The sequence below is a fragment of the Albimonas sp. genome (assembly GCF_055129145.1).
In genome coordinates this window covers 1-9,906 of sequence record NZ_JBSRTQ010000152.1, presented here as the reverse complement: position 1 = coordinate 9,906, position 9,906 = coordinate 1, and the positions used below count along the sequence as shown (strand labels likewise).

6 protein-coding genes are annotated in these 9,906 nt (G+C 72.8%); 4 read left to right on the top strand and 2 right to left on the bottom strand.

Features of this window, described 5'->3' with window-relative positions:
• The first annotated feature begins 137 nt into the window (after window positions 1-137).
• The gene (locus ACTB72_RS18020) at window positions 138-3,431 is read left to right on the top strand and encodes an acetyl-CoA carboxylase family protein (RefSeq protein ID WP_463038393.1); all 3,294 of its coding nucleotides are present in this window, start codon (window positions 138-140) and stop codon (window positions 3,429-3,431) included.
• 41 nt (window positions 3,432-3,472) lie between these two features.
• Here the strand turns inward: ACTB72_RS18020 and ACTB72_RS18015 are convergent, their stop codons facing one another.
• Entirely contained in the window at window positions 3,473-5,041 is a 1,569-nt protein-coding gene (locus ACTB72_RS18015; protein ID WP_463038392.1) for a fatty acyl-CoA synthetase, read from the bottom strand.
• Between the two features lie 345 nt (window positions 5,042-5,386).
• Window positions 5,387-6,361 (bottom strand): quinone oxidoreductase family protein, encoded by a 975-nt coding sequence (locus ACTB72_RS18010; protein WP_463038391.1) that lies wholly within the window; start codon window positions 6,359-6,361, stop codon window positions 5,387-5,389.
• Between the two features lie 240 nt (window positions 6,362-6,601).
• Here ACTB72_RS18010 and ACTB72_RS18005 point away from each other — a divergent pair, with 240 nt between their 5' ends.
• The 3 genes from ACTB72_RS18005 (at window position 6,602) to ACTB72_RS17995 (ending at window position 9,868) form a co-directional block, all read left to right on the top strand.
• A complete protein-coding gene (locus tag ACTB72_RS18005) occupies window positions 6,602-7,801 on the top strand; it encodes an alpha-hydroxy acid oxidase (protein WP_463038390.1) in 1,200 nt (399 codons plus the stop codon).
• 29 nt (window positions 7,802-7,830) lie between these two features.
• Entirely contained in the window at window positions 7,831-8,910 is a 1,080-nt protein-coding gene (locus ACTB72_RS18000; protein ID WP_463038389.1) for a mandelate racemase/muconate lactonizing enzyme family protein, read from the top strand.
• A 73-nt stretch (window positions 8,911-8,983) separates the two neighbouring features.
• Window positions 8,984-9,868: an IclR family transcriptional regulator gene (locus ACTB72_RS17995; RefSeq protein WP_463038388.1), complete on the top strand. Its 885-nt coding sequence runs from the start codon at window positions 8,984-8,986 to the stop codon at window positions 9,866-9,868.
• Window positions 9,869-9,906 lie beyond the last annotated feature (38 nt).

Here is a 9,906-nt window from a genome sequence, read left to right as displayed (position 1 = left end):
GTCGACGGGCCGTCGGGGCGACAGCCCGCGCCCGCCCCCCGCTTCTCCGGCCACGCGCCGCGCCCGCCCGCGGCGCCGCCGGCCTCCGTCACCCCGCTCGCCACGGCGCTGGACGCCTGGCCCCGAAGGGACCCCGCATGACCGTCCGCAAGCTGTTCATCGCCAACCGCGGCGAGATCGCGGCGCGCATCGCGCGCACCGCCGCCGAGATGCGCATCACCACCGTCGCCGCCTATCCCGCCGACGACGCCGCCTGCCTGCATGTGCGCCTGGCGGACGAGGCCCGGCTGCTGCCCGGCCGCGGGGCGCGCGCCTATCTGGACGTGGAGGCCGTGATGGCCGCGGCCGTCGCCTCCGGCGCCGATGCGGTGCATCCGGGCTACGGGTTCCTGTCGGAGAACGTGGCTTTCGCCGCGGCCTGCGAGAACGAGGGCCTGGTCTTCGTCGGCCCGACGCCGACGCAGCTGGCGCTGTTCGGCGACAAGCTCGCCGCCAAGGCGCTGGCGCGCGAGCAGGGCGTCCCGGTGATCCCCGGATCCGAGGGCGCGGTGGATGAAGACGGCGCGCTGGCCGTCTTCGACGCGCTGCCCGAAGGCGCCGCCCTGCTGATCAAGGCGGTGTCGGGCGGCGGCGGACGCGGGATGCGCGTGGTGCGGACGCGGGAGGAGGTGGCGCGCGCCCATGCCGCCTGCGCGTCCGAGGCGAACGCCGCCTTCGGCGACGGCGCGGTCTATGCGGAACGCTTCCTGCCGGCCGTGCGTCACCTGGAGGTGCAGGTGATCGGCGACGGGACCGGCGCCTGCGTGCATCTGCATGAGCGTGACTGCACCCTGCAGCGCCGCCACCAGAAGGTCATCGAGATCGCCCCCGCCCCGACCCTGACGCAAGCGCAGCGCGAGCGGCTGACCGGCTGCGCCCTGCGCCTCGCGCGGGCCGGCGACTACCGCAGCCTCGGCACGTTCGAATTCCTCGCGACCCTTGAGGGCGACGAGATCTTCTTCATCGAGGCCAACCCTCGCATCCAGGTCGAACACACCGTGACGGAGGAGGTGCTGGGTCTGGATCTGGTGCGCCTTCAGCTGGAACTGGCCGGGGGCGCGAGCCTCGCCGATCTGGGGATGACGCAGGAGGCCGTCCCCGCGCCGATGGGCTTCGCGGTGCAGGCGCGGGTGAACATGGAGCGGATGGATGCGTCCGGCGCCGCACGCCCCTCGGTCGGGACGCTGACGCGGTGGGAGCCGCCGTCGGGCCCGGGCGTGCGGGTCGACACGCTGGCCTGGACCGGGTGGACGTCGTCGGCGGCCTACGATTCGCTGATGGCGAAGGTGATCGTGCATTCCCGCTCGCCCGACTTCGCGGACGCCGCCGCCAAGGCCGCGCGGGCGCTGGCCGAGATGAAGGTGGAGGGGATCGGGACCAACCGCGACTGGCTGCGCGCGATCCTCTCTCGGCCCGAGCCCCTGACCGGCGAGGTCTGCACTCGGTTCCTCGAGACCGAAGCCGCGCCGCTGGCCGCCGCCGCCGCCGCGCTGGCCGAGGCGGAACCCGTGGCCGAGGCCCCCGCGGGCATCCCCGCCGTCGCCCCCGCCGCCACGCCGCCCGATGGGGCCGTCGCGGTGCCTTCGCCGATGACCGCGACGGTTGTGACGCTCGACGTCGCGCCGGGCGCGTTCGTGCGTCGGGGGGAGCAGGTCGCGGTGATGGAGGCGATGAAGATGGAGCACGCCATTCTCGCCCCCGTCGCGGGAACCGTCGCCGCGCTGCACGCCGCCCCCGGCCAGACGCTGGAGGAAGGAGCCGCGATCCTCAGCCTGTCGCCCGCAGGCGACGAACGGGCGGAGGACGCCGTGGTCGCCGCCTTCGACCCCGACCGCATCCGTCCCGACCTCGCCGAACTGCGCGCCCGCGTCGCCGCCGGGCTGGACGAGACCCGCGCCGAAGCCGTCGCGCGCCGCCACGCGCGGGGCCATCGCACGGCGCGCGAGAACCTGGCGGATCTCGCCGACCCGGGCAGCTTCCACGAATACGGCGCGCTGGCGCTGGCGGCGCAAGGGGCGCGGCGCACGGTGAAGGATCTGATCGCGAACACCACCGGCGACGGCGTGGTCACCGGGCTGGGAACCATCAACTCGGCCGTCTTCGGCGACGAGGCGGCGCGCTGCGCCTTCGCCGTCTGCGATTACATGGTGCTGGCCGGCACCCAGGGGCAGCGCCACCACCGCAAGCTCGACCGCATTTTCGGACTGGCGGAGAAATTCGCCATGCCCCTCGTGCTGCTGGCCGAGGGCGGAGGCGGGCGGCCGGGGGATACGGAGCGGACCTCGATCTCGGGTCTCAACACCACCACCTTCGCCCAGTTCGCGGCGCTGTCGGGCAAGGCGCCGCTGGTCGGCGTGGTCTCTGGCCGCTGCTATGCGGGCAACGCGGCGCTGCTGGGCTGCTGCGACGTGATCATCGCGGATGAGAGTTCGAACATCGGCATGGCGGGCCCCGCGATGATCGAGGGCGGGGGGCTCGGGGTCTACCGGCCGGAGGAGATCGGGGCGATCGACGTGCAGGCGGCCAACGGCGTGGTCGACATCCGCGTGAAGGACGAGGCGGCGGCCTGCGCCGCGGCGCGGTCCTATGTGAGCTATTTCCAGGGCGACGCGCCTGACTGGTCCGCCCCGGACCAGCGCCTGCTGCGCGAGGCGATCCCCGAGAACCGGCTGCGCGCCCACGACGTCCGCGCCCTGATCGCGACGCTTTGCGACGAAGGCTCGGTGCTGGAGCTTCGGGCGGGGTTCGGGCTCGGGATCGTCACCGCGCTGGTGCGGATCGGGGGCAAGCCGTTCGGGCTGATGGCCAACGACTCGCGCCATCTGGGCGGGGCGATCGACGGGCCGGCCTCGGACAAGGCGGCGCGGTTCATGCAGCTTTGCGACACGTTCGGGCTGCCCATCGTGTCGTTGTGCGACACGCCGGGGTTCATGGTGGGGCCGGAGGCGGAGAAGACCGGGCTCGTGCGCCATGTCTGCCGGATGTTCGTCGCCGCGGCCTCGCTCTCGGTCCCGATCTTCGGGATCGTGCTGCGCAAGGGCTACGGGCTGGGCGCTATGGCGATGACCGGAGGCGGGTTCCGCGAGAGCCTGTTCACCGTGTCCTGGCCCACCGGCGAATACGGCGGCATGGGGCTCGAGGGCGCGGTGCGGCTCGGCTACCGCAAGGAGCTGGCGGCGGAGACCGACCCCGCCGCGCAAAAGGCGCTCTTCGACAGGCTGGTGGCGAATTTCTACCAGATCGGCAAGGCGGTCTCGGTCGCCACCACGGCCGAGATCGACGCGGTCATCGATCCGGCAGAGACGCGGTCCTGGATCCTCGCGGGGCTGCGCGCCGTCCCCGCCCGGCCCAGGGGCGAGCGGGCTTCGCGCAGCTTCGTCGATCCGTGGTGAGGCGCGGCCCCCTCCCCCGCGCGGGGGAGGGGGCCGCGCGCTCAGGCGGCGCCGGAGGCGACCGCCGTCTCCGCCCCGCCATGCATCTGGCGCAGCTCCCGCTTCAGGATCTTGCCCGAGGCGTTGCGGGGGAGTTCGGGGGCGAAGATCACCCGCTTGGGCACCTTGTAATGGGCGAGGACCTGCCGGGAATGGTCGATCAGCTCGGCCTCGGTCGGGGACGCGCCGTCGCGCAGCACCACGACCGCGGCGATGGCCTCCAGCCACTTGGCGTCGGGCAGGCCGACCACGGCGACCTCGAAGACGGACGGATGGGTGAAGAGCGCGTCCTCGACCTCGCGCGACGCCACCAGCACGCCGCCGGTGTTGATCACGTCCTTCAGGCGGTCGACCACGTAGAGGAAGCCCTCCGCGTCGAAGCGGCCCATGTCGCCGGAATGGAACCAGCCGCCTTCGAACGCCTCCTCGGTGGCGTCGGGGCGGCCCCAGTATTCGGTGATCAGGTGCGGGGTTCGGTGGACGATCTCGCCGGTCTCGCCGACGGGGACGTCGTTCATCTCGGCGTCCACGACCCGGGTTTCGACGTTGAGGACCGTGCGTCCGCAGGAGGTGAGGCGGCCGTCATGCTCCTCTGGGCGGAGCACGGTGGTCAAGGGGCCGGTCTCGGACTGGCCGTAGCAGTTGAACACCTGCACGCCGGGCATGCGGGTGCGCAGCTCGGTCAGGATCGGTTCGGGCATGATCGAGGCGCCGTACTGGATTTTTTCCAGCCGATCCATGCCGGCGGCGTCGAAGCCGGGATGGCGCAGCAGGCTGACCCAGACGGTGGGGGGGGCGAAGAACGAGGTGATGGAATGGGCGTTGATCGCCTCGAACACCGCCTCGGGCTTGGGCTGCTCCAGGATGACCGAGGTGCAGCCGGCGAGCATCTGCGGGTTGGAGAAGGTGTGGATCTGCCCGGCGTGGTAGAGCGGCAGGGACCACAGGCAACGGTCGTTCGGGCGGATGTCGAGCGCGTAGATGCACGACATGAACTCGGCCAGCAGCGCGCGGTGCTTCATCAGCCCGCCCTTGGGTTTGCCGGTGGTGCCGGAGGTGTAGAGGATCTGGCAGAAGTCGTCGCCGTCCACGTCCCATTCCCGCTCGGGCTCGGCGTCGGAGAGGGCGGCCTTGAGGATGTCGACCTCGTCGCCGCCGTCGAAGCGGGAGACGATGTCGAGCCCGGGCAGGTCGCGCACCGCGTCCACCGCGCCGGTGAGGGCCGCGTCGTAGATCAGGGCGCGGGCGCCGGACTGCTCGACGATGTAGTGCAGCTCGGGCCCGGTCAGGCCGAAATTGGCGGGGACGTGGATCAGGCCGGACTGGCAGCAGGCGAGCCAGAGCAGGTAGTAGCTGTCGGAATTGCGGGCGAAGGCGGCGACGCGGTCGCCTTTCTTCAGGCCGGCGTCGCGCAGATGCTCGGCGATGCGGAAGGCCGCGGTCTCCATCTCGGCGAAGGTCCAGGTGCGGTCCTGCCAGATCAGCGCGGTCTTTCGCGGGTTGCGGGCGGTGACGCGGCGAAGCGCGTCGCCAATGCCGTTGCGGCCCGCGCGGGCGCCGGGGGTGGTCATGCGGTGGTCCTCCCTGACCGCGGTCTGCGCCGCGGGGTCTTTGTGGTCGGCGGGATCCGTTTCCGCCGGATTGTCGGACAGAATAAGCCCGGGCCGAACGCGGTCAAGCCGCCGCGATGGGGCGCGCGCGGGAGGGGGGGAAGGCCGCGCCCCCGGCGTCGCGCGGGCGGCGGCGGGGCGCCGGCGCGGCTTTGGGGCGTGGGCGCCGGCGGGGACGTCTCCCGGGCCGTGGGGGCGGCCGGCGGCGAGGCCTGGCGGCGCGCCGACCCGCCGCGCGGAAGAGACCTCGGGGACGGGCGGACGGGGGGACGCGCGGCTCCCGCCGCCGGCAGTCCCGCGCCGCCCTCAGCCCATCTGCAGGACCAGCGAGCCGGAGGTGCGCCCGGCCTCCAGGTCGGCATGGGCCTCGCCGATCTTCTCGAACGGATAGACATGCTCCGCCCGCACCTTGATGCGCCCCGACGCCACCATGTCGAACAAGGCCGCCGCCCGGGCGTCGCGCGCGCCCTGGTCGGCGATGTAGTCGCCCAGCATCGGCCGGGTCAGGCTCAGCGAGCCGCGATTGCCGAAATCCTGGATGGTCACCGGCGGGATCGCGCCCGAGGCCTGGCCGAAGCTGACGAAATGCCCGCGCCGCGCGAGGCTGTCCAGCGAGCGGACAAACGTGTCCTTGCCCACCGCGTCATAGACCACGCCGACCATCGCGCCGTCGGTGAAGGCCTTCACCTCGCCCGGAATATCCGCCCCGCGCCCCACGATCACATGCGCGCAGCCGGCATCGCGGGCGAGCGCGGCCTTCGCCTCGGTCGAGGCGGTGCCGATCACGCGCACCCCCAGCGCCGTCGCCCATTGGGCGAGGATCAGCCCGACCCCGCCGGCGGCCGCATGGACCAGAATGGTCTCCCCCGCTTTCACGGGGTGCACGTCATGCAGCAGGAAATGCGCGGTGATCCCGCGCAGCACGATGGCGGCGGCGGTGAGGTCGTCGATCTCGTCCGGCAGGCGGATCAGGTGCCTGGGGTCGATCAGGCGCGCCTCGGCGTAGCTGCCATGCAGCGCGCAATAGGCGGCCCGGTCGCCCGGCGCCCAGCCGGTCACGCCCGGGCCGACGGCCTCGACCACGCCGACGCCCTCGCGCCCCGGGATCATCGGCATCGGCGCGGGGTAGAGGCCGGATCGCGAGTAGATGTCGGTGAAATTCACGCCCGAGGCGGTCTGGCGCAGACGCACCTCGCCCGGGCCGGGGGCGGGGAGCTCGATCTCGTCGATCTGCAGCACCTCGGGCCCGCCGGGCCGGTGAAATCGGATGGCCCTGACCATGCGCCTGTCTCCTCGAAATTTCGCGCGCGGCCGCAGGAGGCGGGGGCGCGTCGCGGCAGGTGACGGAAATTTCGCATTGTGCGCAAGCGCGACGCCCGCCCATACTCCGCGAAAGCCCCGCCCGCGTTCCGCGCGGAAGACGGGGCAGAGCCGGGACCGCCGGCCGCCCGATCCGGAGGAGATGCCCGCCATGACCACCGCCCCGAGAAGCGCGACCCGCGCCCGACCGCGCGCGCCGCGATGACCCGCAAATTCTCCATCGGCGATTACGAGGCCGCCGCGCGGCGCCGCCTGCCCGCCTCGGTCTGGGAGTTCCTGTCGGGCGGGGTCGAGGACAACGTCTCGCGCGACCGAAACGCCGCCGCCTTCGACCGTCACGCGCTGGTCCCGCGGGTGCTGGTCGACGTGTCGGAGATCGACGCGCGCACCGAGGTCTTCGGGCGGACCTACGCCGCCCCCATCGGCATGCCGCCCACCGGGGTGGCCGCGATCTACCGCCCCCGCTGCGACGCGATGCTCGCCCGCCAGTTCCACGCCGCCGGCCTTCCCTACGTGATCTCCGGCGCCTCCACCGTGCCGCTGGAGGACCTGGCGAAATTGCATCCGGGCGCCTGGTATCAGGGCTATTTCTCCTCCGACCGGCCGCTGCTCGACCGGATCTGCACGCGGCTGGAGGCCTCGGGGATCGAGGTCCTCGTCGTGACCGTCGACGTGCCGGTGGCCGCGAACCGCGAGAACATCGCGCGCCACGACTTCACCATCCCCTTCCGCAGCACCTGGCGGCTGGCCATCGACGGGATGCTGCACCCGCGCTGGATGATCGAGACGCTGATCCCCACCCTGCGCGACGGCGGCGCGCCGCGTTTCGCCAACCAGACCGACGTGATGGGCCCGCGCATCGTCGACGATGCGCCGCGCAGTTTTCGGGGCGGGCGGGACCGGCTGAACTGGGCGGACATGGAATGGCTGCGCGGCCGATGGAAAGGCAAGCTGGTGATCAAGGGCGTGCTGCATCCCGACGACGCGCTGCGCGCCGCCGATATCGGCTGCGACGGGGTGGTGGTGTCGAACCATGGCGGGCGGCAGCTCGACCGGGTTCCGGGGGCGCTCGACGCGCTGCCGGGCGTGGTCGCGGCGGTCGGCGACCGGGTGACGGTGATGATGGACGGCGGCGTGCGCCGCGGCGCGCATGTGCTGATGGCGCGCGCGATGGGCGCGAAGATGGTGTTCGCGGGCCGGCCGTTCCTGTGGGGGGCCGCGGCGGACGGGGAGGCGGGGCTCGCCCATGTCATCCAGCTGTTCCGCAAGGAGATCGACATCGACCTCGCCCTGATCGGCTGCCCCCGCGCCGCCGATCTGGGCCCGCAGCACCTTGCGCCGGCGGCGATGACCGCCGAGGAGCTTGTCACCCCCGCCCGCAGCTATCTCGGCGCCGCCTGACGGCGCGATCCGGGCAGGAGGCCCCCCAGATGCGTATCACCGACCTGACCATGCGCCGCGTGGACCTGCCGCTCGCGGCGCCGCTGCGCACCTCGATCCACGAGATCGCCTCGGTCACCTGCCTGCTGGCGACGCTTTCCACCGACGAGGGGCTGGAGGGCGAAGGCTACGCCTTCTGCTTCGGCCGCGACCGCCTGCGCGTGCTGGAGGCGATGATGGAAAGCCTGCGCCCCATGGTCATCGGCCGCGATCCCCATCAGGTGGAGGCGCTGTGGGACGACATGCTGCGCGCCTGCAATTTCCTCGGCGCCTCCGGCGTCGCCGTGATCGCGATGACCCCGATCGACGTCGCCTGCTGGGACTTGGTGGGCAAGGCCGCCGGCCAGCCGCTGCACCGGCTCTGGGGCGGGGCGCGCAGCCGGGTCCCGGCCTACGCCTCGGGCGGGCTGTGGCTGTCTTCGGGGCCGGATGAGCTGGCGGCGGAGGCGAAGGGGTTTCTCGCCCAGGGCTTTAAGGCGATGAAGCTGCGGCTGGGCGCGCTGCCGGTCGCCGAAAACCTCGCGCGGGTGGAGGCGGTGCGGGACGCCATCGGTCCCGACATCGCGCTGATGGCCGACGCCAACCAGGGGCTGAGCGTGGCCGAGGCGATCCGGCTCGGCCGCGCACTGGAACCCTATGGCCTCGTGTGGTTCGAGGAGCCGATCCCGACCTGGGACCATCACGGCCATGCCGCCATCGCCGCGGCCCTCGACACCCCGCTGGCGAGCGGGGAGACGGAATATCTCCGCTTCGGCCTCGCCAACATGATCGAGCGGCGGTCCGCCGACCTGCTGATGCCCGACCTCCAGCGCATGGGCGGCTACACCGAATTCCGCCGGGCCATCGGCCAGATGGCGGCGGCGAACATCCCGTTCTCGCCGCATATCTTCACCGAGCACTCGCTGCATCTCGCCACCGCCGGCTGCGCCTATGTCGAGCACATGCCGTGGTTCGCGACCCTGTTCCGCGAGCCGATGCGAATCGATGCCGATGGCATGATCGCGCTGCCCGACGGCCCCGGAACCGGGTTCGTCTTCGATCCCGACGCGATCGAGCCGCATCTGTTCTGACGCGCGCCTCGCCGCGACCCGCCGCGTCGTCCCCCCGCCGTTCCCCGCCCCGGTCCAGTCCGCGAGACATGCCATGAACGATCATCCGACCCCCTCCGCCCCCGGCTCCGACCGCCCCGATCCGATGGGCGCGCCCGAGGACGACCTGCCGGGCTTCGGCGCGGGCTCGGGCGTCGAGGGCGGGCGCGCGGGCACGCTGGCGCGGGGATTGGCGGTGATGGACCTGCTGCTGGGCGCGCCGCGGCCGATGACGATGGCCGAGATCGGGGCGGCGCTGGGGCTCGATGTCGCGACCGCGATGCGGCTGCTGCGCACGCTGGTGGCGGAGGGGCGGGCGATCCGGATGGGCGACGGGCGACGCTATGCCGCCTCTCCCGCCGCCCTGCGCCCGCTGTCGCTGCTGCACCCGGTCGAGCAGGTCCGGCGCGAGGCGGCGCCCCTGCTCTGGGGCCTGGCCGAGCGTCTGCGCCAGTCGACCGCGATCGTCGCCTTTCTGGGGCATGAGCGGCTGGTGATCGACGTGGCGCTGACCCAGGGCTCGCTGGCGCCCTGTTCGGAGTCCTGGCTGAAGGCGCCTCTGCACTGCACCGGGCCGGGCAAGGCGCTGCTGATGGCGCTGGACGACGACGAGGCCGCGACGCTGATGGGCTCCGGACCCTATTTCGCCCACATGCCCGATACCCTGACCACCGCGGCCGCGGTGCGCGATGCGCTCATCATGGCGCGGGCGCGGGGCTACGTCACGGTGCGCGACGAGCTCTTTCCGGGCCTCACGGAGGTCTCGGCCCCGTTCCGCACCTGGGCGGGGCGCCCGGCGGGCTGCATCACCGTGGCGCTGCGCAGCGACGAAGCCCATGACGCGCGCCTGGCCGAGCTGGGCGCGGCGGTGGCGGAGGCGGCGCGGCTGGCCCCGCTGCAGATCGTCTCGCTCGACCGGCTGGACGCCTTCGTGTCGTGAGGCGCAGGATGGCCCCGATCCGGGACCCGAGATCCCGC

Coding starts and splice junctions, on each gene's coding strand:
- ACTB72_RS18020 (WP_463038393.1), top strand. CDS start 138: ATGACCGTCCGCAAGCTGTTCATCGCCAACCGCGGCGAGATCGCGGCG.
- ACTB72_RS18015 (WP_463038392.1), bottom strand. CDS start 5,041: ATGACCACCCCCGGCGCCCGCGCGGGCCGCAACGGCATTGGCGACGCG.
- ACTB72_RS18010 (WP_463038391.1), bottom strand. CDS start 6,361: ATGGTCAGGGCCATCCGATTTCACCGGCCCGGCGGGCCCGAGGTGCTG.
- ACTB72_RS18005 (WP_463038390.1), top strand. CDS start 6,602: ATGACCCGCAAATTCTCCATCGGCGATTACGAGGCCGCCGCGCGGCGC.
- ACTB72_RS18000 (WP_463038389.1), top strand. CDS start 7,831: ATGCGTATCACCGACCTGACCATGCGCCGCGTGGACCTGCCGCTCGCG.
- ACTB72_RS17995 (WP_463038388.1), top strand. CDS start 8,984: ATGAACGATCATCCGACCCCCTCCGCCCCCGGCTCCGACCGCCCCGAT.